Source organism: Pseudoalteromonas luteoviolacea CPMOR-1 (assembly GCF_001625685.1).
Classification (GTDB): Bacteria; Pseudomonadota; Gammaproteobacteria; order Enterobacterales; family Alteromonadaceae; genus Pseudoalteromonas; species Pseudoalteromonas luteoviolacea_K.
In genome coordinates this window covers 183,590-209,314 of sequence record NZ_AUYC01000012.1, presented here as the reverse complement: position 1 = coordinate 209,314, position 25,725 = coordinate 183,590, and the positions used below count along the sequence as shown (strand labels likewise).

24 protein-coding genes are annotated in these 25,725 nt (G+C 41.4%); 14 read left to right on the top strand and 10 right to left on the bottom strand.

The features are described 5' to 3' along the window. Positions 1–2 precede the first annotated feature (2 nt). From sdhA to sdhC, 3 genes are read right to left on the bottom strand one after another with little or no spacing between them, the layout of a single operon-like run. On the bottom strand, positions 3–1,775 hold the full coding sequence (gene sdhA, locus N473_RS02720; RefSeq protein ID WP_063366608.1) for a succinate dehydrogenase flavoprotein subunit: 1,773 nt from the start codon (positions 1,773–1,775) through the stop codon (positions 3–5). Further along, entirely contained in the window at positions 1,776–2,123 is a 348-nt protein-coding gene (sdhD, locus tag N473_RS02715) for a succinate dehydrogenase, hydrophobic membrane anchor protein (protein ID WP_039609795.1), read from the bottom strand. Beyond that, positions 2,114–2,491, bottom strand: coding sequence for a succinate dehydrogenase, cytochrome b556 subunit (gene sdhC, locus N473_RS02710; protein ID WP_145925080.1), 378 nt, complete (start codon positions 2,489–2,491; stop codon positions 2,114–2,116). Before sdhC ends, sdhD begins: the two co-directional genes overlap by 10 nt. 415 nt (positions 2,492–2,906) lie before the next feature. Between sdhC and N473_RS02705 the strand changes: the two genes are divergently transcribed. After that, on the top strand, positions 2,907–4,193 hold the full coding sequence (locus tag N473_RS02705) for a citrate synthase (RefSeq protein WP_063366607.1): 1,287 nt from the start codon (positions 2,907–2,909) through the stop codon (positions 4,191–4,193). A gap of 139 nt (positions 4,194–4,332) precedes the next feature. Here N473_RS02705 and yccX read toward each other — a convergent pair whose 3' ends face one another. The 3 genes from yccX to N473_RS02690 all read right to left on the bottom strand — a co-directional run bounded on the left by yccX (position 4,333) and on the right by N473_RS02690 (position 8,074). Beyond that, on the bottom strand, positions 4,333–4,599 hold the full coding sequence (gene yccX / locus N473_RS02700) for an acylphosphatase (protein ID WP_063366606.1): 267 nt from the start codon (positions 4,597–4,599) through the stop codon (positions 4,333–4,335). 158 nt (positions 4,600–4,757) lie between these two features. Beyond that, positions 4,758–7,424, bottom strand: a complete 2,667-nt coding sequence (locus tag N473_RS02695) for a TonB-dependent receptor plug domain-containing protein (RefSeq protein WP_063366605.1) — start codon at positions 7,422–7,424, stop codon at positions 4,758–4,760. A 206-nt stretch (positions 7,425–7,630) separates the two neighbouring features. Then, positions 7,631–8,074 carry a hypothetical protein gene (locus N473_RS02690; protein ID WP_039609790.1) on the bottom strand — a complete coding sequence of 148 codons (444 nt, stop codon included), beginning with the start codon at positions 8,072–8,074 and terminating at the stop codon, positions 7,631–7,633. A 238-nt stretch (positions 8,075–8,312) separates the two neighbouring features. Between N473_RS02690 and xthA the strand changes: the two genes are divergently transcribed. The 3 genes from xthA to rlmA are packed head-to-tail and all read left to right on the top strand — an operon-like array spanning position 8,313 to position 10,594. Further along, a complete protein-coding gene (xthA, locus tag N473_RS02685) occupies positions 8,313–9,122 on the top strand; it encodes an exodeoxyribonuclease III (RefSeq protein WP_063366604.1) in 810 nt (269 codons plus the stop codon). A 42-nt stretch (positions 9,123–9,164) separates the two neighbouring features. Further along, positions 9,165–9,788, top strand: coding sequence for a hypothetical protein (locus tag N473_RS02680; RefSeq protein WP_231099509.1), 624 nt, complete (start codon positions 9,165–9,167; stop codon positions 9,786–9,788). Then, the gene (gene rlmA, locus N473_RS02675) at positions 9,785–10,594 is read left to right on the top strand and encodes a 23S rRNA (guanine(745)-N(1))-methyltransferase (RefSeq protein WP_063366603.1); all 810 of its coding nucleotides are present in this window, start codon (positions 9,785–9,787) and stop codon (positions 10,592–10,594) included. Before N473_RS02680 ends, rlmA begins: the two co-directional genes overlap by 4 nt. Before the next feature lie 51 nt (positions 10,595–10,645). On the opposite strand, the gene N473_RS02670 is transcribed toward rlmA, so the two are convergent. After that, positions 10,646–14,386, bottom strand: coding sequence for a M4 family metallopeptidase (locus N473_RS02670; RefSeq protein WP_063366602.1), 3,741 nt, complete (start codon positions 14,384–14,386; stop codon positions 10,646–10,648). A gap of 279 nt (positions 14,387–14,665) precedes the next feature. On the opposite strand from N473_RS02670, the gene N473_RS02665 reads away from it, so the two are divergent. Continuing rightward, positions 14,666–15,277 (top strand): PKD domain-containing protein, encoded by a 612-nt coding sequence (locus N473_RS02665; protein WP_063366601.1) that lies wholly within the window; start codon positions 14,666–14,668, stop codon positions 15,275–15,277. A gap of 26 nt (positions 15,278–15,303) precedes the next feature. Here the strand turns inward: N473_RS02665 and yfbV are convergent, their stop codons facing one another. Further along, positions 15,304–15,750, bottom strand: a complete 447-nt coding sequence (gene yfbV / locus N473_RS02660; RefSeq protein ID WP_063366600.1) for a terminus macrodomain insulation protein YfbV — start codon at positions 15,748–15,750, stop codon at positions 15,304–15,306. Positions 15,751–15,901: 151 nt separating this feature from the next. On the opposite strand from yfbV, the gene N473_RS02655 reads away from it, so the two are divergent. The 7 genes from N473_RS02655 to N473_RS02625 all read left to right on the top strand — a co-directional run bounded on the left by N473_RS02655 (position 15,902) and on the right by N473_RS02625 (position 22,413). Then, the gene (locus N473_RS02655; protein ID WP_063366599.1) at positions 15,902–17,101 is read left to right on the top strand and encodes an acetate kinase; all 1,200 of its coding nucleotides are present in this window, start codon (positions 15,902–15,904) and stop codon (positions 17,099–17,101) included. Positions 17,102–17,103: 2 nt separating this feature from the next. Continuing rightward, positions 17,104–19,248 carry a phosphate acetyltransferase gene (gene pta, locus N473_RS02650; protein ID WP_063366598.1) on the top strand — a complete coding sequence of 715 codons (2,145 nt, stop codon included), beginning with the start codon at positions 17,104–17,106 and terminating at the stop codon, positions 19,246–19,248. Between the two features lie 115 nt (positions 19,249–19,363). Beyond that, positions 19,364–19,744 carry an ACT domain-containing protein gene (locus tag N473_RS02645; RefSeq protein ID WP_063366597.1) on the top strand — a complete coding sequence of 127 codons (381 nt, stop codon included), beginning with the start codon at positions 19,364–19,366 and terminating at the stop codon, positions 19,742–19,744. Then, positions 19,744–20,250 carry a PTS glucose transporter subunit IIA gene (locus N473_RS02640; RefSeq protein ID WP_063366596.1) on the top strand — a complete coding sequence of 169 codons (507 nt, stop codon included), beginning with the start codon at positions 19,744–19,746 and terminating at the stop codon, positions 20,248–20,250. The genes N473_RS02645 and N473_RS02640 overlap by 1 nt, the downstream gene beginning before the upstream one ends. Next, on the top strand, positions 20,247–20,594 hold the full coding sequence (locus tag N473_RS02635) for an ArsC family reductase (protein WP_063366595.1): 348 nt from the start codon (positions 20,247–20,249) through the stop codon (positions 20,592–20,594). The genes N473_RS02640 and N473_RS02635 overlap by 4 nt, the downstream gene beginning before the upstream one ends. Then, entirely contained in the window at positions 20,591–21,739 is a 1,149-nt protein-coding gene (gene dapE / locus N473_RS02630) for a succinyl-diaminopimelate desuccinylase (RefSeq protein WP_063366594.1), read from the top strand. The genes N473_RS02635 and dapE overlap by 4 nt, the downstream gene beginning before the upstream one ends. After that, positions 21,739–22,413 carry a M15 family metallopeptidase gene (locus N473_RS02625; RefSeq protein WP_063366593.1) on the top strand — a complete coding sequence of 225 codons (675 nt, stop codon included), beginning with the start codon at positions 21,739–21,741 and terminating at the stop codon, positions 22,411–22,413. Before dapE ends, N473_RS02625 begins: the two co-directional genes overlap by 1 nt. A 31-nt stretch (positions 22,414–22,444) precedes the next feature. Here the strand turns inward: N473_RS02625 and N473_RS02620 are convergent, their stop codons facing one another. Beyond that, positions 22,445–23,659 carry a pyridoxal phosphate-dependent aminotransferase gene (locus tag N473_RS02620; protein ID WP_063366592.1) on the bottom strand — a complete coding sequence of 405 codons (1,215 nt, stop codon included), beginning with the start codon at positions 23,657–23,659 and terminating at the stop codon, positions 22,445–22,447. Positions 23,660–23,816: 157 nt separating this feature from the next. Next, positions 23,817–24,164 carry an Hpt domain-containing protein gene (locus tag N473_RS02615; RefSeq protein ID WP_039609776.1) on the bottom strand — a complete coding sequence of 116 codons (348 nt, stop codon included), beginning with the start codon at positions 24,162–24,164 and terminating at the stop codon, positions 23,817–23,819. Between the two features lie 129 nt (positions 24,165–24,293). Between N473_RS02615 and N473_RS02610 the strand changes: the two genes are divergently transcribed. Together N473_RS02610 and N473_RS02605 are read left to right on the top strand one after the other, a co-directional pair. Beyond that, positions 24,294–24,902: a tRNA-uridine aminocarboxypropyltransferase gene (locus tag N473_RS02610; RefSeq protein ID WP_063366591.1), complete on the top strand. Its 609-nt coding sequence runs from the start codon at positions 24,294–24,296 to the stop codon at positions 24,900–24,902. Continuing rightward, entirely contained in the window at positions 24,889–25,680 is a 792-nt protein-coding gene (locus N473_RS02605; protein ID WP_063366590.1) for a CLCA_X family protein, read from the top strand. The genes N473_RS02610 and N473_RS02605 overlap by 14 nt, the downstream gene beginning before the upstream one ends. Positions 25,681–25,725: the final 45 nt, after the last annotated feature.

Here is a 25,725-nt window from a genome sequence, read left to right as displayed (position 1 = left end):
TCCTAGTACGTACGAGCTTTAGGTGGGAATGCTTCACGCGTAGTCGGCGCAAAGTTAACATCACGCTTTGTCATTGACTCACTTTGAGGGTGATACATTGAATGGCATAACCAGTTCTCGTCATCACGCTCAGGGAAGTCAAATCTTGAGTGCGCACCACGGCTTTCCGTACGGAAGTTAGCAGCAACTGCTGTTGAGTATGCTGTTTCCATCAAGTTATCTAGTTCAAGACACTCAATACGCTGCGTGTTGAATTCAGTTGACTTGTCATCAAGACGCGCATACTGAAGACGTTCACGGATTTCTTTAAGCTGCTTAAGGCCATCAGCCATTGCATCACCTTCACGGAATACCGAGAAGTTAAGCTGCATACACTCTTGCAGATCTTTCTTGATTTGAACCGGGTCTTCACCCTTACCAACTTCAGAAGTTTCCCAACGATTGTAACGAGCAAACGCTGCATCAACATCGTCTTTAGACGCTTCACCAGTTGACTCAAAGTCTTTCAAGTAAGAACCTAGGAAGTTACCTGCTGCACGACCAAATACAACTAAGTCAAGTAGCGAGTTACCACCTAGACGGTTTGCACCGTGTACTGATACACAAGCAATCTCACCTACTGCGAATAGACCTTCAACGATACGTTCGTTACCGTTATTGTCTACGTCAAGTACTTGACCGTTTACATTTGTAGGTACACCACCCATCATGTAGTGACATGTTGGGATTACTGGAATTGGCTCTTTAGCTGGGTCTACGTGTGCGAATGTTTTTGATAGGTCACAAACGCCTGGTAGACGAAGGTTAAGCATCTCTTCACCAAGGTGGTCAAGTTTCAACTTAATGTGAATACCCCAAGGGCCTTCACAACCACGGCCTTCACGGATCTCAGTCATCATTGCACGTGCAACAACGTCACGACCAGCAAGGTCTTTAGCATTAGGGGCATAACGTTCCATGAAACGTTCGCCATCTTTATTCAGAAGGTAACCACCTTCACCACGACAACCTTCTGTTACTAGCGTACCAGCACCTGCGATGCCTGTCGGGTGGAACTGCCACATCTCCATGTCTTGCATGCCGATGCCAGCTCGCACTGCCATACCAACACCGTCACCAGTGTTAATGTGTGCATTTGTTGTTGATGCATAGATACGACCAGCACCACCAGTTGCAAGTACAACGGCTTTAGACTTGAAGTAAACAACTTCACCAGTCTCGATCTCAATCGCTGTAACACCAACAACGTCGCCTTTGTCATTTTTAACTAGGTCAAGGGCATACCACTCAGAGAAAACGTTTGTTTTGTTTTTAACGTTTTGTTGGTATAGACAATGAAGAAGTGCGTGACCAGTACGGTCAGCAGCAGCTGCTGTACGTGCAGCCTGCTCGCCGCCAAAATGCTTTGACTGACCACCAAAAGGACGCTGATAAACACGGCCATTTTCAAAACGAGAAAATGGTAAACCCATGTTTTCTAATTCAGTAATAGCTTCAGGACCCGTTTTAGTCATATATTCGATAGCGTCTTGGTCACCGATATAATCAGAACCTTTGACAGTATCGTACATGTGCCATTCCCAGTTATCTTCATGAGAGTTGCCAAGTGCTACCGTAATACCACCTTGCGCAGATACTGTGTGAGAACGAGTTGGGAATACTTTAGAGATAAGAGCACATGTCTTGCCTGACTCAGAAATAGCAAGTGCAGCACGCATACCCGCGCCGCCGGCTCCAACAACTACAGCATCAAATTCACGGACATTATATTTCACTTAAACACCCCACAGAACAAACAAACCAACAGCAACATATGCAAGTGCCATTAGATTTAATACAAAGCCTAAAACTGAACGCATTGTTGAACACTTGACGTAGTCAGTAAGAACTTGCCAAAGACCAATACGAGTATGAACCATTATACAAACTAGTGTAATAATAGTTGCAGCTTTCATAGCCAAGTTGTCGAACAACCCAGTCCATGCTTCATACGTTAATTCAGGAGTTAACGCTAAGTAGCCCACGATAAATACAGCATATGCTGCAATGATTAATGCTGTTGCGCGAAGTGATACATAATCTTGTACACCATCACGTTTCAGAGTTGCTTGATTTAAGACCATATCCACACTCCACCAAGAATCGCAACGATTACCCAAATGGCGATTGCAATTTTAGCACTTGCATTGCCCGACTCTAACTCTTCCCAGTGGCCCATGTCTTGGATCATGTGACGGATGCCGCCAATGATGTGGTAAGACAATACAGCCAAGGTGCCCCACGCAATGAATTTTGCAACAAAGCCAGTCATAAGCTCTTTTACAAATTCAAAACCTTCAGGAGAAGAGAGAGATTCAGACCACGCCCAAATGACAAATGTCAGCGCGAAGAACAACGCGACACCAGTGACACGATGTAAGATCGACGCCTTTGCCGTTGCTGGCATAGATATAGTCGTAAGATCTAGATTTACAGGTCTTTGCTTTTTCACAGTTACTTGCCCATCTTTGCTCGATAAGAGCTTCATCTACTTGTTTTTATCAACCCACTTGCACGACATGCACAAATGGCACACTCTAGATAAACCTGTTTAAACACTTAAAAGATCACTTGCCTGTAAAACTTCGATGTAAAAATAGGTTTACCCACAGACGACACGGTATAAAACCGTTGACAGTATATAAGGCTGTGCGTGTTTTTACAATTCTTGTTTAGTTTCGTACGCTTGCGAATTAGCCAATGGTATAATATTTAATCTAGTTAGAATACTTATTATACATTTTTGCATAATTCTTAGAAAAATTGACTTTTCACCCCATTTATAAGTTACAATGATCTGAATTTGCTTAACATTAGTATCACAACATAACAATCAGAATGTTGTTATTTCATAGGAGATAAGATAGATGGCAGATAAGAAAGCCACAGTCCATATCGATGGGCACGACCCAATCGAACTACCGATCCACTCTGGTACAGCTGGCCAAGACGTTATCGACGTTCGTACTTTAGGTGCTCACGGCTTCTTCACATATGACCCTGGTTTCATGTCGACTGGCTCTTGTGAATCATCTATTACTTACATTGATGGTGCAAAAGGTGTACTTCTTCACCGCGGCTACCCGATTGAACAATTAGCAGAGCACTCAAACTACATCGAGCTTTGCTACTTACTTCTTAACGGTGAACTACCAAACGCAGAGCAACTACACACGTTCTCTGACGAGATCACTCGTAACACTATGATGCATGAGAAGATTGCTGCTTTCTTCCAAGGCTTCCGTGTTGATTCACACCCAATGGCAATGCTATGTGGTGTAGTAGGCGCACTATCATCTTTCTACCACGATGATTTAGATATTTCAGACTCAGAACAGCGTATGCGTTGTGCAACTAAGCTAGTTGCTAAACTACCAACTATCGCTGCAATGGCATACAAATATAACGTAGGCCAACCTTTCGTATATCCTCGTAACGATCTTAGCTATGCAGAAAACTTCTTACACATGATGTTCTCTGTTCCAGCTGAAGAGTACAAAGTAAGCCCAGTGCTAGCAAAAGCAATGGACCGTATCTTCATGTTGCACGCTGACCACGAACAAAATGCTTCGACTTCAACTGTTCGTCTAGCTGGTTCTTCAGGCGCAAACCCTTATGCGTGTATCGCTGCTGGTATCGCTTCACTTTGGGGTCCTGCGCACGGTGGTGCAAACGAAGCTTGTCTAACTATGCTTGAAGAGATCGGCTCTGTAGACCGTATCGACGAGTACGTAGCAAAAGCAAAAGACAAGAACGACCCGTTCCGTCTTATGGGCTTCGGACACCGTGTTTACAAGAACTTTGATCCACGCGCGACAGTAATGCGTCAAACGTGCCACGAAGTACTTAAAGAATTGGATATCCAAGATCCACTTCTTGACGTTGCAATGAAGCTAGAGCAAATTGCACTAGAAGACCCATACTTCATCGAGAAGAAGCTTTACCCGAATGTAGATTTCTACTCAGGTATCATTCTTAAGGCAATTGGTATTCCAACAAGCATGTTCACTGTAATCTTCGCTATGTCTCGTACAGTTGGCTGGATTTCACACTGGAATGAAATGCTTTCTCAAGCTGGTCACAAAATCGGTCGCCCTCGTCAGCTTTACACTGGCTACACTGCACGCGATTATCAGGACCAAGGTGAGCGTTAATCACTCACTTTATTTGAAAAAAGAGGCTTATTAGCCTCTTTTTTTATGTCAAAATTCGCCCTTTTTTGAGAACATTTCAAATACGTAAGCTTTACTTTACATATATATTCGTGCGTAATTCACAAAAAATATGCTCTTTTCAGAGTATTTCAAAGCCTTCTGACATGACCTCATCGATGCTTTCTTTACTTATTGATGCGACCTTTGCCATAACTGGCCCTTTTTTTAACCATGCTTCGAGTGCTATGATGTCCTCTTCCTGACCAGTCACGACCACTTCCACACTTCTATCCGGTAAATTTTTGGCAAATCCCGTTAACCCTAAAGAGCAAGCTTTAATCTTAGTGTGATATCTAAAACCAACCCCTTGAACGACACCGGTGATAATAAATTTGCTTGAGTGCATAGACAGTGCTCCTTCAATTATTACTCTAAATAATAGAATCGATACGCAATTTATTGAAGAAGCTGTTACGAGAAGCGTGCTTTTAACACATCTATTGCGTTTAAAAAGCAGAAAAAGGCCCCATGATGCAGGACCTTGTAATTGACAATTTAAAGGGGTTAGAATTTGTAAGCGAACTTTAAGTAGGCCTGGCGTCCAAGCACGCTATGGGTTTTATTGTCTACGCCCATAGATTCAGATGGCGCAAATGGCGCTTCTTCATTTGTTAAGTTAGAGGCACCTACTGTTACAGTTAGTTGCTCGTAACCAATATACGTGACACTCGTATCTATGGTCGTCCAAGAGTCAATTTCAAATTTGTTGCCGTCACTATCTGCTAAGTCATTATATGAGTCTATATAATTGACGCTGAAGTTAGCGACCCAATCGTCTAATGTCCAATCAACTCGCGCATTCCAACGCAAATCTGGATGTTGATACTCTCCATTTTCATCTTCTATGACTGTGATCTGATTACCGTTATCATCTGTTTTTGATAACTCTTCATCGTAATTAAGCACATATGTAACGTTGTAGCCAAATTTAAACTCACCCATGTCTTGGGTTTGCAACCTATACTCTAAATCAATATCTATACCGTCAGTTTTTCTGCCACCAATATTGACGAACGTATCATTAATTCGGCGGATACGACCCGGCGTACTTCCAGTGCTTGGATCCCTTGTGACTAAACTTGTGTCATCGCCACAGCAATCCACTATCTCCTGCGCACCAATTTTCTTGATTAGATTATCTTGATCGTAATTCCAATAGTCCAAACCGATACTAAATTCATCGGATGCCTGCCAGATCACACCCAAGTTGTAGTTAGTAGACTCTTCAGGTTGCAAGTTTTTATTACCTGCCACATCAGCCGTATACTCAAATGGTTCACAATCTAAAGGATCTTTCGTGATTTTACAGCGCTCGCGGTCAATGACGCTTGGAGACTCTTCTGTTTTACCTAAGTGTAGTTGCACCAATGAAGGCGCTCTGAATGCGGTACCCCATGAGCCACGTACGACAATTTCCTCAAGAGGCGTCCAACGAAATGCGACTTTAGGGTCCGTCGTGTTACCAAAATCACTATAATCTTCATAACGTAATGCAAGTTGTAGTTCTAAAGTTTCAGTAGCTGGCACATTAAATTCAGCAAACAAAGCCGTATTATCACGATCACCATTTGCTTGTGTCGCTTCAGTCCCGAAAATTTCTCCATTTAAGTACTGACTGTCTGGGTTATCTTCAATTTTTTCATACCGGTGCTCTAAACCAAATGCAGCCACGACATAGCCATCACCAAACTCAAATAACTCACCGGAAATGGTCGCATCGAAAGATTGCATAGTCGATGCACCATAACGGGTCGTCGTTGTTTCTATTCTGTCTAATGTTTCTTGTGAGTTTTGACTAGGTTCAAATGGATTCCAATTACCATTATCTATCTCAGCTTGTGCTCTAATTTTGTTTGGAAAGCCATCAAAGCCTTTTTCAACTGCACTCGAACGGATAGCAGAATAGGCAAACTCCCAATCCCATTCTTTAAACTCACCACGCATCCCCATAACTGCTCGATAGTATTCAGAATCGACGTCTTTTTTACGATTGCCAATATCAACTGTTCGTCGTCGCATAGAAATATCTACGCCATGCAGGAAGTGATCAGGCTGATTTGCAAGCGGATGATTAGGATTATCACCTGACATAAATAATTCAGTAAAACTCGGGCTGGCCGCGCCTTGAATAAACGTTGACGTATGCTGCGCAGAAAATTCAGCAAAACCTTCTACACTGTCAGTGATTTCTTGCACGCCGTTATAGTTAAAGCTGATGCGCTCTGTAGACGGAATAAGGGTCATATGCGGTGCATAGTCGTAACGACAAATATCACCAATGATCATATTTTCAGGACATGTATCTGAACCCCATACATCAGCAAACAAGGTTTGTCTTACTTTAGTGCCATCATCTTCAACACGGGTTACAGGCAACGCTTCCCATTGAGCATCAGTAACGGCAGACCTTACTATTTCAATACTGCCTGGTATACCAGAAGAACTCAGTGCGTTATTGCCACCTCTAAATCTTTGATCTGCCGTAGATGCATAGTCTCTATCCGCATAAAATACATCGCCGCGTTTGAAATAATCCAGTGAGAAATTGTGGTGTCCTTTATCGGTCGAGCTACCCCATAAAAGTGTAAAGTTTTCCTCTTTTGCACCACCATCGGCAGTATCAGATATTTTGCCTGCGACTTCGAACCCATCAATATCATCTCGTAAAATAATATTAATAACACCAGCGACAGCATCAGAACCATAAGTTGCTGACGCACCGTCTTTCAAAACATCAATTCGCTTAACCGATGAAACTGGAATTGTATTTAAATCGACAAAAGATGTTTCAATATCTTTCGCAAATGGACTCACTGCAACGCGACGACCATTGATCAATACCAAAGTAGATGAAGCACCTAAGCCTCTTAAAGCAACGCTTGACCCGCCATTTGCAGTATCATCACTTGAGTTACCTTGTGTACTGAACGTACCTGCACCAGCGACTGGCAACTTTTGTAAGGCACCGATAAGGTCTGTAGATCCTGTTGCTGCTAGGTCGCCTGCAGAAATTGTTTGGATTGGCGACGGCCCTTCCAAATCAGAGCGTTTAATATGTGAGCCAGTTACTTCAATTCGCTCGACCTCTCCGTCATTTGCAAATGTTGGACTTGCCCCTCCAAGCAATGCAATACCGACCGCAGATGCTATTAGCGTAATCCCCTTTTTCATTATCTTTCTTCTCCGTAGTGTTATAAAAAAACATCTCGACAACATTTATAACACATAGAAAAAACAATAAAAACACATTTAACATGCGTTTAATTTACAAAAAATAAACTAATGGGAAAAGTTTAAACTTGAGATGATACAGTCAAAATAAAGACATAAAAAAACCCAGCAATAATGCTGGGTTTTTAATTTTATTAAGCAACTAATTACATAGCTGTTTTGTTAACCTGTTGAACAAATTGCTTAACTGGTAGATTATTACACTTTAAGCTTCTAGCTTGACCGCGATATGTTTTCAAACTGTCTAAGCCTTCTTTAGCCGCCTTTAAACACAATTCAGTTGCTATTGATGTGTTTTTTGCCACCAACTTTGACTGGGTCGTTTGTTTCACTATTTGCATTTCATTTTGAGATTTAGCAAATGTACGAATGTCTTCACCGTTACATTTTACCGTTTCAGAGAAACGAGAAATAAACACACCGTGTTGTGCTCCCTCTTTTCTTGCAGCACTTAAACCTTGGTTTGCAGCAACCTCGCATACTTTAGAAATTACAGATGCATCGCTTGCTTTAAAACTCTGAACTTCAGATGCAAATACACCAGTTGACGTAAGAGAAACAAGTGCAGCAATAGTGAAAGACTTAAACATAATCTACCTCAAAAGAACGAATTGCTGCGCATTATATAATCAAAAAATAGTCTGTAAATGATAAAAATAAACTTTTTTGACTATTTAATGATCAATTAACAACTTCATAAACATGTCGCTTTAACTGGCGAGAATGGTAAAAAAAATTAACAATTCAGAAGCCTTCATCAGTAAACTTTTCACCTATCTTATAAGCAAAAGTGTTACACTCATTTTTATTTACCAATAACTTTTATATATGAAAATTATCTCCTTCAATATCAATGGCCTTAGAGCTAGGCTGCATCAACTACAAGCACTTATCGACAAACATCAGCCTGACGTCATCGGCTTACAAGAAATTAAGGTGCATGATGAAGCGTTTCCTATCGAAGACGTGGAATCAATGGGTTACAACGTATACTTTCACGGTCAAAAAGCGCATTACGGTGTAGCTCTGTTATCTAAGAAACCTGCAAAGGCTATTCTTAAAGGGTTTGCAACAGATACCGAAGAAGCTCAAAAGCGCATGATCTCTGGCGTATTCGAGAGTGATAGTGGTAAAGAAGTCACTGTCATGAATGGTTATTTCCCGCAAGGTGACAACATCAGCCACGAGACTAAGTTTCCGTATAAACGCCAATTTTATAAAGATTTAATGACCCACCTCAATACTCATGAATCTGCAGAGGATAATCTTGTGGTTATGGGCGATATCAATATCTCACCTACTGACAGTGATATTGGTATTGGCGATGCCAATATGAAGCGTTGGCTAAAAACTGGCAAATGCTCATTCCAGCCAGAAGAACGTGAGTGGCTTAAAACACTGATGGATTGGGGATTAAAAGACACCTTTAGAGAATTAACACCAGACGCACAAGACAAATACTCGTGGTTTGACTATCGCTCAAAAGGATTTAATGATAACCGAGGATTACGTATCGATGTCGTGCTTGCCACAGAAAGCTTAATGGCGACCTGTACCGAAAGTGATATAGATTATGAGCTCAGAGGCATCGAAAAGCCATCTGATCACGCACCAATTTGGGCCACTTTCGATATTTAAGTACAATAGATAGCAACTCCTTGCAATGACAGGTAACAGCCAATGGCAATTATGTTGTTTTCATTGCTCGCATTTGCAGTGAGTTTTGACAAAGTGCAATTTTTTGCACTTCTCAAAACTCCGCAAAGACAAACTGGCGTATTTTGCTGTGCGCTGGTCATGGCTATATTATGGCAGATTCAGGCTGGTATTTTGCCATTTTTAGACATCCATATTTTGGCCATTACCACTGTCACTTTAGTATTGGGCTGGCGGTTATCCCTAATAAGCACATTGCTTGCCTCTTTATTACACTTCATCTTCACTTCGACCCAAATCGAATTTTTCACTTTTTGGTTTTTAACCGGCATTATTCCTGTATATATCAGTTACGCAATTTTTCTACTTTGTTATCAGTATTTACCGAGGCACTTTTTTATTTATATATTTGTATGCGCATTTATTTGCGCAGGCATTGTCGCAGCCTGTAAAATACTGCTCACCGGTGTCTATTATTGGTCAGTAGGTCTATACGACTGGCAGACACTGCAATACAATTATATGTTTTACTCAGTGATCATGTGGTTTCCGGAAGCAATGTTAAATGGCATGGCAATTACACTGATGATCACCTACCGGCCTAACTGGGTTAGGACCTTTTATGATCAGGAATATTTAGATAGATGACATTAGATTACCGTTGCCCCATATGCTCAGAACCACTATCACAAACAAACAATACACTGGGCTGCATAAATCGTCATCAATTCGACTTTGCAAAAGAAGGCTATGTCAATTTGCTTCCAGTGCAGTTTAAACGCTCAAAGCAACCCGGTGACAATTTAGATATGGTGCAAGCTCGACGCGCCTTTTTTGCAACTAATCACTACGCCTTTTTACAGCAATCGCTAGCCAGATTAGTCGCATCCAAAACCCCCAAAGCGGTGATAGACCTTGGCTGCGGTGAAGGGTTTTATACCCAAGCTATCGCAACAGCTGTCACAGACTCGACCGCAGTCTATGGATTAGATATTAGTAAACCAGCAGTCAAATATGCAGCTAAGAGATATACTAAGCCAAACTTTAGCGTCGCCTCTAGTAAAGATGCACCTTTTAAAAGTGAATATGCTGATGTTGTCTTGAGTATTTTTGCTCCTGTCTTTACACAAGAATCTGCACGCCTATTACAGCCAGATGGCACCTTGATTGTCGTAGGCCCAGGCCCAAAACACTTGTTTGAGCTAAAACAAAAGATCTATGATGATGTTCGTTTACACGAAGCACCAGAATGTCCTGAAGGTTTTGAGGTCGTAGAGCAAACTCTAGTCGAAGATAATCAATCCGTTGCATCTGATATTGTGGAACATTTAATTAAAATGACCCCATTTGCGTGGAAATTCAAAGACTCTCATTACAATGAATTAGCGCAAAGAAAAGCCCATAACGTGACCTTTTCTTTTTTAATCACCCAATACAAAAAAATTACCGAATGATTCACTAAATGGCCCTTGCGCATAAAGCGATGGGCCATTTCAATTTCAAACCTACTCTTTCCTTACAGAAAAACTAAACTTAAGGGGGTTATCCCCATCACTTTGAGACCATCCAAAGTCTAAATTCATATTTTCAACCACTTGAATGTCCTCAATGACCTCTATCACTTCTTGATTATTTTGATATACATTGAGTTTGATGCTCGTTACCTGTGTTTTGTCAGGAAATTGATAATCAATAGTGCGTCCAAACTTGATCTCATTGTTTATTAACCACTGAAATGTCATCTCATCATTTATATCACCGGAAGCGCTCACAGAGAGCATTTGGTTATGCTGATGGACATTAATCGTTATGTTTGGTGTAGTTGATAACACATTCACGAATGTTTGAGCTGTGAACTTGGCACGCCCCTCAACAACAAGAGTGACACTGGCTTTATATTCACCTAGTTCAGAATAACTATAACTCATTTGCTGTGTATCAGTTTCTTTAACAGTGCCATCACCAAAGTCCCAAATGTACTTTAATTCCTTTGCATTTGCCTGATGTTCAGCCAAAAAAATACGCTTTAAGCCGGCACTATGGTAACTAACCTTCAAATTAGGATCGCTAACATGAATTATACTTAGCGGCTTCTCCAGTATCGTTTCCCCATCTTTTTTCAAAATGTAACTGACGCTATCCTCTGGTGCTAGTCCGGCTAGTTTAATGCCAGCTAAACTGTGCGGGTATTCAATATCGTTTACAACCCAAACCAAAGAGTACCCCTTCGGAAGCGTTTGAGAAATATTCAAAATAAAGTCAGCGTTTTCTTGTTGAACGTTAACCTCAAGATTAATAACTTCTTTTAACTCGATAGATTGTGACTTTTCAAATATGACTGAGGCACCCTGAAAAATAAGGGATACAGTCACATTTTTAAGCCCCGTCGTACCGAAGTCATATACTAAATAGCGATTACTACTCGTGTAGTGCTGATCATCTACTCGCCAAGCAAACCTTACAATATTACTCGGTAGCTCACCTTCTATTGATAACTTACATTCAGTACCGTTTTGTTGGCAGTTAATACTAAACTCAGGCTCTGATGCAACATTCACCGTTTTAGGCAGGCGGTTAACTTCCACATCGTCTCGAAGTAATACTAAGGTAACCTGTGATGTTTGGTGTAGTGATTTAACAATATGATAGTCAGAGGTCACGACTTCCTCCTGACCAAAAATCCATTTAAATGTATAGGCATTGCTAAACTGTTGCTTAACAGATAAATGTAGGTCGTTGTTTTTTTGTTTAAAGCCGAAATCAATGCTGGGTGCAACATACTCCCCTTCATTTAAGGTAATATGTACATCTATGATTTGTGATTCATTTAAGCCAGTACAGCTCGATGTTTCTTGTTGTGCAGATAACACAAATCTCACCACACTTGGGCCAGTCTCTAAGTTTTGGAATTGGCTAAGGTCATAAACAACTTTATCCTCAAAGTCATTCTGATTGATCAACTTTTCACTATCTGCATCAAAATAGCCGTTTCTATCCGTATCTAAATAGGCAGCAATGGTTGAATAGCCATCAAGTTTAAACATGTCTATTTTAATAGGTGATTGCTTATATACAGGGTCGGTCAATATGATGTCACTGGTTCCTGCTTTGATTTCACTTTTTTGACCATTGAAAGACAGCTCAGATATAAAACGTTCAGTAGTTTGGTCTGGTTTACATAAAGGCGATTCAAATAGACTCAGTAGCCGTTTTGATGTCAATTCGGAGCCATCGTAAAGCTCAACATGCCATGATAACGCATGCTCTCCATCCCCAAAAGTATGACGTATAGACTTTACATCCTCCCACAGCTCAGCACTTTGCGGTGTCCATGAAAGAAATGGCTTATCATCCAGCTTCACTTCTAATTGAGCAATATTATCCTGCGATATTCTCGAGTCGCTAATATCAAACTGTGCTTCTCCATACATGCGCTTTACAATTACTTCAAGTTGGTTATCGGCCTCTGAAGCCGCAACAAAGCCAACCTGCTCAGCAAGATTAGTGATATGTTGTTTATCATACTCATCGGCTGTAGCAATAAGACACTGTGACGCCTCATACATGCCAGCATTGGCAGGAAAACACCCTGTCATCGCTTTTAAAACCAGTCTATACGCACGTTGTACATCCCAACCGTCGCTAGTGGAAATTAAATAAAACAATTTATTTAGTGCCCCAGCGCGCTGGTGGGATCCCCTTGTTTGTTCATAATCTCGATAGTCATCCATGCTAATGCCGTCTAGTCTAGGCACAGATACATGGCGCAAAAAAGAATTAGCAAGTCTGCTATCATAACCGATAGCCCAAAACTTATTATCATAGTGATACAATTCGGAGAAAATAGCAGTCTGTATCCAGTTAGAATCTGAAGGTTCCGCTTGCAAATGACGCGCATAATAATCTTTCACAGCAATGGCTGTAATATCAGCAAAACTCTCATGTAAAGCACTGCGTTTCGCGCGAAGTTCAGCTGATTCACCGCCAAAATTCAAATCAGAAAGAATATTGCCAGTGTTCCACTCTAAAATTGCATGCCCTATTTCGTGTGCAACAATGTCTAAAGAACTACCATGAGGAAATGGGCTTCCTATGGTGCCACCAGCATAGTTCGTAAACTCACCGTCCCAACTACTTTGATAAAGGTTACCAGCATCAATGCGCTGTTTAATTGTATTTAGGCAATAACCCGCTTTTGCGTCGCAGCGGTTTTGTTGGTTTGGAAAGAGTGCATTAAAATGCCAGTGTAAAGTTTGCGCAGCCACACCACCGAAAAAGTGCCCATCGTTAACGGCTTTAAATGCACCTTTCAAGAAGTAATAAAAATAAGGGTCGCCATCAATGCCATGGCTTTCCACTGCTCCATTAGGGCATGCATAAGAATATGGCTCTAAGGCACTGCCTTGATATGTTTCAACCCAATTATTCTTAAAAATGCACCGGTTGCTTTCAAGTTTTACAACCATTGGGTAGCCACTAAACTCGTCAAACGCGCTAGTTGCTTCGCCTCTAAAATAAACATTTCTTACACTTGGATAATTAGGAAAATGTTTTTGTGTCAGCGGATGCTCCATTGGTAGCACCGTATTTTGACACTTTTGCGTTGTCATATTTGGCGCTTGGTGGCAATTTAAGCCTAACTTATAATTACCTGTGGTTGTTGCGACCGCGTGATAGCTTTGATCATGATGCCCATCAAATGCGTAATGACTTGCCGACGAACCTAACTGCTCAAGTGTTTGACCATCCAAAATTAAAAACAGACGATTATGCTGCTTTGATTTCACCTCAACTCGATACACAAAGTGAGAGGCTAGATTTTCTTCTCGAACAATTAAGCGTTCGGTGTTAATAATATCTAAAGTTGATGGGTAGTGCTGATATACGTGTTGAGTAACTGCTTCATCTGAAAACGTAAACTTACTTTCTATGCTCGTTGCATGTAATTTATCCGATGCTAGTTGGGTAGTTAACCTGGTATTTCCTGAAATTAGTCGTGAAGCAACACCCATCGTATTTTGAAAAACCAAAGTACTATTATATAACCGTACACCTTGCCAATATAACTCATAGTGCTCAAAACGAGTGGCACTATCAGCCTGCTTAACTTTACTTAATTTATACTCAAAGCCTGACAATTTTAAGCTGTTAGCTTGATGAACAAAGGATAATTGCTCTTTTGCCTTCGCATTATACGTAAAGGTCAGGGAAGTAATTAAGGCAACAACAAGTCGTAAGTTAGACACTGAGACTCCTTTCTGAAGTTATTTTATTCAAATAAAACTAATAAAAAATAACCAAAAAAAGACTATTAATCCAGATTAAAAAGTGGAGCTAGGATAATATATAAACAATTTCATAATATTAAAGTATGTATTTAAAAGTTTTTTTAAGTGTATTAGATTAATAACGTTTTTGACTTGCAAATAAAGTTCTGTTCTATATTTGAAAAGTAATTAATAAGAGCTTAAAGGTGAAGGGTTTAACTTATGTCGATTAAAAGGAATACATGTATAGCAAGTTTGATGTATTGCATACCTTACCTGCTTATAGCTCAAGAAACTGCTTATTTATGGGATTTTGGAGATGGGACAACAAGCACCGAAGAAAGTCCGACGCATGAATATAGCACACCTGGTATTTATACCGTTTCACTCACGGCCTCTATCAATGAAAAGCTGAGTTATAGTCAGCAGTATGAAGTCAACGCCATTTCCCCTGCAATTAAATCTATTAGCTTGGCTTTACCTGACATGATTGAGGTAGGAAAAAGAGTTAACGCAAGGGTCTTACTCTCATCAGATTACGACCTCTCATTAGACTACCAATGGGAGTTTCCAGGCGGTTTGTTCCATACTGGACAAGAGATTGACTTTATATTTGATGAGGTCGGCACGCACGCTGTGAGTGTAAAAGCATATTATGATGATGTAATGGTTGCACACGATAATTTTGAGTTTATTGTAGTACCAAACAATGAAAATACTTCAGATCCAGTTGAGCCAACAGCCCCTTCCAACCAAGTGCAAACATCAACAGCTGAATCGAGCTCAGGGGGTACACTGGGTTGGTTAACCCCCTTACTTCTGCTAGTCACGCTGAGGAAAAGAAGTGTATATGCAAATGCCCTTAATTAGCACACCTTGAGATGTGCATGGCTTAGTTATAAATTTTCTTTGGTAAACGCTTTGTCCATTTTATCAAACATATCTCTGAGTAACTTTGCAAGCGCTCGATAAGTTGGTTTCCCTGTACACATATCGCCTTGATACCCATTAGCCACCATTTTTTGGTAAAGCTCCCTATACCAAGAAGACAAAGCTGGACTTAAAGACGTATCACAGCGTTTACCTAGCCACAACAGCCCCTGCACAGGTAATGTAAGAAAAAATAAAGCAATTGCAATCGACTGAGGTAAAAACTCCATACCTAATAGGCTGGTTTGAAAAAAAACAGTAAAAAGCGCCAAAATTGGCATAGTTTGCAAAGCAAGTTCCGTAGCCTTAATCACTCTAAACTCAGGGAATAGAGGCGCAAGTTCCTTACGCATTGGCCATTCTTTAGCATATTGACGGCCCAGTTGCACTTGTGAAATAAGACTTTTCTGCATCATAACTCCTAGGTGCTAACTTTTCTTAAAAAAATAAGGTAAAATTACGTCATTCATGTCAATTATACCTTAGTATTAAGTGTAATGCTGAATGAACTTCACCATTTAGCTTAATACGCAATTACTCTTATTGTCAAAACGGAAAGTCATTATGTCATCGTCGCATGTTTTGGTCCTCAATTGTGGCAGTTCTAGCCTCAAATTTGCAATCATAGATTCAAGCTCTGCAAAAGAGCATTTATCCGGCTTAGCGGAGCGTTTAGGTGAGTCTTCACCTCAAATTAAATACAAATTTAATGGCCAAAAGCACATTATTTCTTTATCCAGCGGTGATGCCCACGAAGTCGCTATCAATAAACTGGTCGATCTTGTTAAATCACTCAAGCTTGACCAGCAGTTAGTTGCTGTTGGCCATCGCGTTGTTCACGGTGGTGAACACTTCACTAAATCAGCACTGATCAACGACACAGTGCTAGATGCTATCAAGCAAACAGCGACACTTGCGCCTTTACATAACCCTGCAAACTTGCTTGGCATTGAAGCTGCCAGCGAAGCATTTGCAACTTTACCTCAGGTTGCTGTTTTCGACACTGCTTTCCACCAATCGATGGAACCAACTGCATTTTTATACGCGCTACCCTACTCGCTATATGAAAAGCACAGCATCAGACGCTATGGATTCCATGGTACTAGCCACTTCTACGTATCGGCCCAGGCCATCGAACAATTAGGCTTAACAAACAAATCTTCTAAAATTGTTACCGCGCACCTTGGTAACGGCTGCTCTGTCTGTGCTGTAAAAGATGGAAAATCTGTCGATACCAGTATGGGATTAACCCCATTAGAAGGCCTTGTTATGGGCACTCGCAGCGGTGATATAGACCCTGGGTTATTTGCCTACCTAGTTAATCAACTTGGTTACTCAGCTTCACAGATAGATACTTTATTAAACAAAGAAAGTGGCCTGCTAGGGATCAGTGAACTATCAAATGACTGCCGTACTATTGAAGAAAGTGCAGCTGACGGACATGAAAAAGCACAACTGGCTCTAGATATTTTCTGCTTCAGACTCGCCAAACAAATCGCCAGTTTCGCTGTACCTCTTGGCGGGATTGATGCATTGGTATTTACAGGTGGTATTGGAGAGAACTCTGATGTGATCCGCGCAAGTGTTGTTGACCAATTAAGCTTCTTGGGCTTCGAGTTAAACAATGAACGAAATTTGGCAGCCAGATTCGGCAGCGAAGGCGTCATCACTGAGGACTCTTCTAACCCTATTGCGATGGTTATTCCAACCAACGAAGAGCTAGTCATCGCACAAGATGCAGCCATGCTTGCTGGGGAGCAATAAATATGGGTCGTAGAATAATGCTTATCCCAATCTCAACTGGGGTTGGTTTAACATCTGTTTCTGTCGGTTTAGTGCGTGCTCTAGAGCAAAAAGCTGTAAAAGTTAACTTTTTCAAGCCTATTGCACAACCTCGCAATGCTGATGTGGGCCCGGAGAAGTCGACGTTAATTATCAAGCAAGGGTCTTCAATTGCCCCTCCTACCCCATTTGAACTGCACTATGCAGAACAAATGATTGGAGATGGAAAAGGGGATGACCTTTTAGAGGAAATCGTTGAGCGCTTTGAAAGCAGTGTTCAAGACGATGAGGTGGCCATTATTGAAGGTATGGTGCCAACTCGAAAACAACCATACGCCGGCCGTGTAAACCGGGAAATTGCGCAAACCTTGGGCGCTGATATTGTATTCGTATTAACACCAGGTAATGACACGAATGATCAGCTTGAAGACCGCCTTGAAATCGCTTCTGGTAACTATGGTGGTATTGATCATGCAAGAGTGTTGGGTTGTATCTTTAACAAAGTCAATGCGCCTCTTGATGAAGACGGACGTGCTCGCGCCGACTTGGTAGACCAGCATGAGCCTGAGCAACTAGAAAACGAGATGAACCGTTTGGCATCACTGCCAATTTTCCGTAAACATCCGTTTATGTTGTTGGGCGCCATCCCTTGGGATTTTGACCTTGTAGCACCTCGAGTGAGAGATCTGAGTGAATATCTGCAAGCTGAAGTCATTAATGAAGGGGACATGGCGCATAGGCGTCTGCGCCGCGTTACATTTTGTGCGCGTACGGTATCCAATATCCTAAATCACTTTACACCGGGTGCGTTATTAGTAACACCAGGCGACCGTTCAGACATCTTGGTCGCTGCGTGCCTCTCTGCAATGAATGGTACAAAACTAGGTGCAATTTTACTTACCGGAGGCTTTAAGCCAGAACCAAGAATTATGGAACTGTGCGAGCAAGCTATGAATACGGGCCTACCCATTCTTGCAACTGAAGCCGATACTTGGAGAACGTCTCTACTGCTGCACAACTTCAATATGGAAGTACCTGCAGATGACGAACAACGAATCGATAAAGTGAAACAGCACAATGCGGATCACATTGACCCTGACTGGCTAGATAGCTTATCACAGGGTGTTGCTCGCACCAGAAAACTGTCACCTCCTGCATTTAGATTTATGTTGACGGATCTAGCTCGTAGAGCCAATAAAACCATCGTACTGCCAGAGGGCAATGAACCACGGACAATCAAAGCCGCCGCTATCTGCGGAGAACGTGGTATCGCCAAAACCGTTTTATTGGGTGATCATGACGAAATACAACGCATTGCAGCACAGCAAGGCGTGGTATTAAACGAAAACATCACCATTGTTGATCCTAATGAAGCCGTCGATAAGTACATAGCACCTATGGTTGAGCTTCGTAAGAACAAAGGGCTTACCGAAGTTGTGGCTGCTGAACAGCTGCAAGACAACGTAGTACTAGGGACCATGATGCTTGCAGAGAATGAAGTGGATGGCTTAGTTTCTGGGGCAGTTAACACCACTGCGAATACGATCCGCCCACCACTACAGCTCATCAAGACGGCACCAGACTCTTCTTTAGTCAGCTCAGTATTCTTTATGCTATTGCCTGATCAAGTATTGGTTTATGGTGATTGTGCGATTAACCCTGACCCTACCGCCGAGCAACTTGCTGATATCGCGATTCAATCAGCGGACTCAGCTGCGGCGTTCGGTATTGAGCCCAAAGTTGCAATGATCAGTTACAGTACAGGTACCTCTGGTCAAGGTGCAGACGTAGACAAAGTGCGAGAAGCTACGAAACTTGCACAACAAAAACGCCCTGATTTGGATATCGATGGTCCACTACAGTATGATGCTGCGATTATGGAAAACGTAGCCCGTAAAAAAGCGCCAAACAGTAAAGTTGCTGGTAAAGCAACTGTGTTTGTTTTCCCTGACCTAAATACAGGTAATACAACCTACAAAGCGGTACAGCGAAGCGCAGACTTGATCAGTATCGGTCCAATGTTGCAAGGGATGCGTAAGCCGGTCAACGACCTGAGCCGTGGCGCCCTCGTCGATGACATTGTTTACACAATTGCTTTGACTGCTATCCAGGCAGGCCAACGCCCATAACAAGCCTTTTTTAAAGCTATCAAGGGAGTAGAAATCTCTACTCCCTGAATAAAAGGGTTTATTTTCTTTTTGCTTGCCTATACTATGAAAGAGTCGGTGCAGTTAGAGCGCAAGTATGTCCAAACAAACGCTACAAATACTACAACAAGACTTTACAATTCACAGCCTCGATAACGATGCTGAAATTCCTGCAAATGTATTGCAATCTGATATCTTTTTCATTGCAAAAACAACGGAAGAATTGTCTATCGTTTGCCCATCTGATATCAAATTAGAAAGCTTCGCGGCTGAACCATATTGGAGAGCGATTGAGATTATTGGCCCACTTGGTTTTTCATTGACAGGAATTATGTCAAACATTTCTGGAGTACTTGCCAGCGCAAACGTTTCTATTTTCTCTATTTCTACATACGACACAGATTATATTTTAGTGAAAGAGCAACAGCTCAATAACGCCATTCAAGCGCTCAGAAAAGACGGTTACCTTTTTGTTTAATGATATTCTCTAAACCTATTAATTACGCACCTATAACGCAAATAGCAAACCCCCTTTTACATATTGCGAGTCCATTTACTGGTAAAGTCTTCCCATTAACTCACCACCCTTTACCCTTGTTTTCAACTGGGATGATTGGCAGTGGTGTATGTGTCAAAATGAACCAAGCATTGATGATGTCACCATGTAATGGAAAAGTGATCAAAGTCAGTCAGCAAGGCTGTGAATTTGTGATCAGAGCAGAATCAGGGCTTCAGCTACTTCTACACTTGCACATCCCAAGTGAATACCGAAAGATGGAAAACTTAATAAAACATAGCGTTGGTCAGAAACATATCATCACCGGTGATATTCTTTGCTATTTTGATGTACCTCAAGAATTGCCCATCACTGGTACATTGTTAATTCTCAATGCAGATAAACTAGGGCCATGTTATTATCCGTTAAATCAAGTGAATGCGGGTAAAGAACCGCTAATTACATTATCGAGAGCTAGTAAATTATGAGTATAGTTTTATACGGTATTCCAAATTGTGACACGATTAAAAAAGCCAAAAAGTTTCTGCAAGAACAAAATATTGAGTTCGATTTTCACGACTACCGCAAAGATGGGTTGACACCTGAACTGCTTGATCACTTTGTTGAGAAATTAGGTTGGGAAACCGTGTTAAACAAGCGAGGGACGACTTATCGAGCTCTGAGCGATGAGCAAAAGCAGAGCTTAAATGAAGCCTCAGCCAAACAGCACATGCTTGACGCACCAGCAATGATTAAACGTCCGATTTTAAAAGTGAACTCGGATCTACATATCGGTTTTAAAGCTGCACAATATCAAGAGATTTTCAAATGAGCCAACCCCCTCTAAGCGAAGTTGTTGAACTCGCCTCAGCACTAATCCAACGCCCTTCAGTCACACCAGAGGATGCTGGGTGTCAGAGCTTAATTAACAGCCGTTTAGAAAAGCTAGGCTTCAAGATTGAAGAGCACTTTTTTATTGATACGCTCAATACATGGGCAAGAAAAGGTGTTCAAGGACCTCATTTTTGCTTTGCAGGACATACTGACGTGGTACCTGTTGGCAACGAACAAGACTGGCGCCATCCTCCTTTTGCAGGCCTCGTTGAAGATGGCATTCTGCACGGAAGGGGCGCAGCTGACATGAAAGGCTCTTTGGCTGCGATGGTCGTTGCCACAGAACGTTTTGTTGCAAAACACCCAGATCATGACGGCTCTATCAGCTTTTTAATTACTTCAGATGAGGAAGGTCCATTCATTAACGGTACCACTAAGGTTGTCGACTTACTTGAGGCGCGCAATGAAAAAATCGATATGTGCCTAGTTGGTGAGCCTTCTTCTAGGGATACATTAGGAGACGTGGTCAAAAACGGTCGTCGAGGCTCTTTAACAGGGCATTTAACCGTTAAAGGTATTCAAGGGCATGTTGCCTACCCTCACCTTGCAAAGAACCCAATTCATGATGTGGCTCCCGCACTTACTGAGTTAAGCACTCAGGAATGGGATAAAGGAAACGACTTTTTCCCAGCAACCAGCTTTCAGATTTCAAATATCCATGGCGGCACAGGCGCTGGGAACGTGATACCTGGTACTGTCGACGTGCAGTTCAATTTTAGATTCAGTACTGAGTCGACCGTTGAACAACTGCAACAGGGCGTCAACGACATTTTAAAAGCCCATAAGCTTGATTATGACCTTAACTGGACAGTAAATGGACTCCCCTTCTTAACTGAGCCAGGAGAGCTGCTTAACGTAACTTTAGAAGCAATCAAAGAAGTTACTCGTATTGATTCGACTCCTGAAACAACGGGTGGTACATCTGACGGGCGTTTCATCGCGCAGACAGGTTGTAAGGTCATTGAACTTGGACCTGTGAACAAAACTATTCATCAGGTAGATGAGCAAGTCTGTGCCAAATCGCTGGATGATTTAGCACTCATTTATGAATCCATTCTTGAAAAGCTGCTGGTGAAGGCATAATGACCTCCATTATAAAGCAAGCTTTAGGTTTAGATACCACACATCTTGTCGAGTACCAGAGCAATCTGGTACACGCACAAATTGTTGATGATTTAGATGCGCTTAGCAGCGCAGCACGCAGCGCAGGATTTGAGTTTACAATCGCGTCTGCTCACCGAGATTTTCATCGACAAGCTCATATTTGGAATGCGAAGTTTAGTGGCCAACGCCCTATTTTCGACCAAAACAATCAAGCGGTTAACATTGATACCTTAAGCGATGAAGCAATTGTTGAAGCCATTATGCTTTTTTCAGCTTTACCAGCTACTAGCCGCCACCATTTTGGTAGTGATTTAGACGTCTATGCCAGTAATTTCCTCAACCCGGGTCAATCGCTTCAACTTGAACCATGGGAATATCAATCTGGTGGGCCATTTTATGAATTTTCTTGCTGGCTCGAATCTTCATTATCTGAATTCGGCTTTTTTAAACCGTATGATAAATATCGAGGTGGTGTTGCCGCTGAGCCTTGGCATATTAGCCATATCAAAACTGCGAACATGATGACAAAATGTGTTACGCCCAACACAATACACGATGCCATCGCAAAACAGGATATACTCGGTAAAGAAGCGATATTAGCAGACCTACCAAGGCTATATACTCAATATGTTACTAATATCGCAAAAAACTAATTAAATCGGTAATAATTTCCGACCAATATGTTTACTGTCGGTAATGGTCAAAAAAGCGTTGCATAGATTGCAGCGCGGGTTCAAGTTCATCTTTATGAGGCAAAAATACCAGCCTAAAATGATCTGGTGATGGCCAGTTAAATGCGCGACCATGTACGAGTAGAATTTTTTCTTCTCTGAGTAAATCCAAAACCATCAGCTCATCATTTTTCACATTAAAATGCTTAGTATCGATCTTAGCAAATGCATATAATGCCCCTTTAGGTTTTACGCAAGATATGCCTTGAATATCATTTAAACCTTCCCATGCAATATTACGCTGTTCGTATAAACGTCCACCAGGCAATAACAAATCGTCTATCGATTGCACTCCACCGAGCGCTTGTTGTATTGCGAATTGAGCAGGCACGTTTGCACATAAACGCATTGATGCCAACATGTTTAGTCCTTCAAGTAAATCTCGCATTGCTGAGACCTTGCCACTGGCAACCATCCACCCCATTCTCAGGCCGGCAGCTCGGTAGGTTTTTGCCAACCCATTGAAGGTGATCACTGGTAGGTCATCACACAAGGATCCTATGGAGAAATGCTCGGTACCATCGAACAGGACTTTCTCGTAAATTTCATCACTTAAGATAAGCAAGTTGTGCTCTCTCGCAACCTCAATAAGCGCCTCTAACAACGCTTTGCTGTAGACTGCGCCTGTTGGATTATTAGGATTAATCAACACAAGTGCTTTAGTTTTACTATTAATTTTATCTTTAATATCCGCAATATCAGGGAACCAATCCGCACACTCATCACACATATAATGCACAGGAACACCACCAGAGAGCTTAACTGATGCAGTCCACAGCGGATAATCAGGTGCTGGAATGAGAACCTCATCACCATCATTGAGTAGTGCTTGAGTGACCATTTGAATGAGCTCACTCACTCCATTGCCAATAAAGGTATTGTCGACACTAATATTTGGGAAGTTTTTTTGTTGATAGTATTGATAAACGGCTACGCGCGCAGAATATAGCCCTTTTGAATCACAATATCCCTGACCCTGACGCAAGTTTCTGATAATGTCTCTGTGCATATCCTCAGGCATATCAAAACCGAATGCGGCAGGATTTCCAATGTTCAGCTTGAGTACTTTTACGCCTTCGTCTTCCATTTTCTGTGCTTGAGACAAAACCGGCCCGCGAATATCGTAGCAAACCCCATTTAATTTATTGCTTTTACTTATTTTATTCATTCTTTTCTCCCTCATTCCTAGCCTAGCATAACCATGAATGAGGGAATATGAAAGTATCATTTGGGGAATATCAACAGCACATACCTAAATACTGCGTTGGCAGAATATTTGACTGTTTACCTTACGTCACTAAAGCATGATAACGGCTTTTGTATAACTAAACTTTTGTTGAAGTTAACCAACGCTGTAACAAAGCCTTAGAAGCATCAACTTCGCTACATAACACACTCACCTGTGTTTTAGCATAATCAACATTGCCTTCCACCAATGCCATCTCTATACTTCTCGACACATCAGCAAGACTCATAGCACCGAACTGGGCTGCATTAGACTTTAAGCTATGCGCATTTCTCGTTGCGGCTTCCAAGTCATTATCAATGGTTGCCCTCACTTCATTTGCTAACCTATCAAATTCGCTAAGGCAAAACTCCAACGTATCGCTAAACTGTTCGCCCAACAGCGCTTGCATGTTTTCCAAACAAGTTTCATCAATTTTAGTTTCCATAAAAGTCCTTTATTGTCTATTGCCCGTATACTGTTTTATACCTATATGCTAGTTAAGAGTATCAACAAGAGCAAAGCCAACTCTAAATTATGTTAATATATATACCAATTAAACCTGTTAAAAGCCTCTATGAAAAGAAGTACTTGCGATATTTGTCACTTTTCAACAAAAACATGTGTGTGTAGTTATGTGACAAGCCCAAAATTGAGTAATCAAACTAGGATTATAGTATTACAACATCCTAGCGAAGTACCCGTTGCGAAAAACACTGTTCGGCTTTTAAAGTTGCAATTGTCTGCTATAGAAGTGTACGTAGGCGAAAGTCCTTCGGATTTTAAAGTGCCTCAAGAAATTGCTAGAACATATAATTGCGGGCTTTTATATCCAGATCCAAATGCCATTAATGTTGAGTCAATCTCATCAAAATCAAAGCCTGTCGATGTGCTCTTCGTATTAGACGGCACTTGGAAAAAAGCCAATAAAATAGCTTTGTTAAACCCATGGCTTAATAACCTCAACAAAATTACGTTCTCACAGCTACCTGAAAATAACTACTCAATTAGAAAAGCTGAACAATCGTACAGTCTCTCAACGTTAGAAGCTTGTGCCTACTTCTTAGCATGTTACGAAAACTTAGAAATAGAACCGTTACATCATTTACTCGCTGGCATGATCCACGAGCAAACAAAGTTCATGCCTGACGATGTAAAAAAGCGATACCTAAGTGAAGACAACTAGATTACATCGGCAATTTAGACGGCTTGGTCCTGATTACCGCTTTGGTGATCAAGTTTGTTTTGATGAGTTAAAGTCAACTTTTGGCTTTAAGACTATTGTTCTTGGGAATTGGGTTTCTCAACAAGAACAGCACATTGCCGCAAACTTGATTTATGATGCACTGGCAGATCTTGCTCAAATATTATCATTACCACCAAAAGCAATGGGGCTGCGGGGCACATTAAACTTAGCTTTCGGTAGTGGTGGTCAAAAAGGTGTTCAAGCACACTATGCACCCGCAAAACGCACTCTGGCCTTAGCTAAAAATGCTGGTGGCGGTGCACTCGCGCACGAATGGTGGCACGCATTTGACCACTACATTTGTAAACACCTGTTCACGCAAAGCAAAGCCAGTGATTTCGCCTCTTCTTTATGGCTAACATCTTCTCCAAACTTATCGCACCCGCTTAACCAATTGCTTAACGAAGTCTATAAATCAATATTACTCACAGAAGATGGTGCTAAACCAAGCGCGTTTTTTGAACGCGCAATCGCTTTGGATAAACGAGCGCAGCACTTATATTACAGCTTACCTCAAGAGCTCACTGCACGCGCTTTTGAGTGCTATATTGCGCACGACCAAAGTATTCAAAACGAATTTCTTGTCTCAGATGTCATTCAGTCAAAATTAGAGTCTGCCGGCGGATTTCCACTTGCCGAAGAACAAGTAAAAATAGCGCAAAACATTAGCTATTATTTCCAAATACTAGGTAAAGCCTTGCATAAAGAAAGCAATTAGCACACCCGTTAAAAATAAAATATAAAATTGAAATCTGTATTTTTT